At 48.4% G+C, this 1,023-nt stretch carries 1 pseudogene; it reads left to right on the plus strand.

Going from position 1 to position 1,023, the window contains the following annotated elements:
- A pseudogene (locus R7F07_RS25515) lies at positions 1-1,023 on the plus strand (RTX toxin); the annotation flags it as partial.

Below are 1,023 nucleotides of genomic sequence, written 5' to 3' on the forward strand. Positions count from 1 at the left end.
TTAACGGTGGATATTCTTGATGGCGGCGATGGATACGAAAACCAGTTTGAAGTTCCTAGTGTCACGATTCAAGGTGACGCACTCAAGATAAGCGATGAGTGGCTTGTTACTATCACCATTACCGACAGCCTCAATAATTCCATTACTGTTACAGCGACCGTAGAGAATGAGGCGTATACCCTATCAGGCGTTGATCTGTCTTCTCTTGCTGAAGGGCCGCTTACGGTGACTTCTGTGGTTTCTGACATTTATGGCAATAACCTGAACGCCGTCGATACGACCATTAAAGATACGCTTGCAACGGTGAACGTCAATTTTGATGGTGGAGGGGATGAGTATTTAAATCAGTACGAAATCGCGACTACTCGCCTCGAAGGGACGATTGAAAACATTGAAGATGGCCAGCGTATCCAAGTTACGGTAACCGACTCGTTAGGAGCGGTCATAAACTTAGAAACGGTGGTGACTGGTGGAAGTTGGTCTCTGGACGACGTTGACCTTTCTGGATTGTCTGAAGGTACGCTGACAGTTGTTGCTGAGAGTATAGATATAGCGGGCAACCCTGCAACCAGTGAAAACACCATCATCAAAGATACGCTCGCAAGTGTGACGGTGGACGTTGACGATGGCGGAGACGGCTATTTAAACATTGAAGAGCGCCAATCTGTCACTTTGTCAGGGCAAGTCAGTGATGTTGAAAATGGTCAGACGGTTTCTGTCACGGTTCAAGACAGCTCAGGGGTGATGCTCTCGCTCAATGCCGTTGTCGTTGATGGTATGTGGCAAGTCGAAGGGGCGAACTTATCCACGTTAGCCGATGGGGCGTTAACCGTATCTGCCTCCGTGAATGATGTGGCGGGCAACCAAGCGAAAGCGATGGATGAGGCTACGACCATAGATGCCACTGCTCCCACCATTGATATCGATACGGATTTTTATATTAGCGGTGGTCTTGCCATTGATGATTTCCGTGAGGGTATAGTCACGGAAATGAGAGGGACAACCAGTGGTGTAGAGCAAGGT

The sequence above is a fragment of the Vibrio sp. YT-16 genome (assembly GCF_033337405.1).
Taxonomy (GTDB): domain Bacteria; phylum Pseudomonadota; class Gammaproteobacteria; order Enterobacterales; family Vibrionaceae; genus Vibrio; species Vibrio alginolyticus.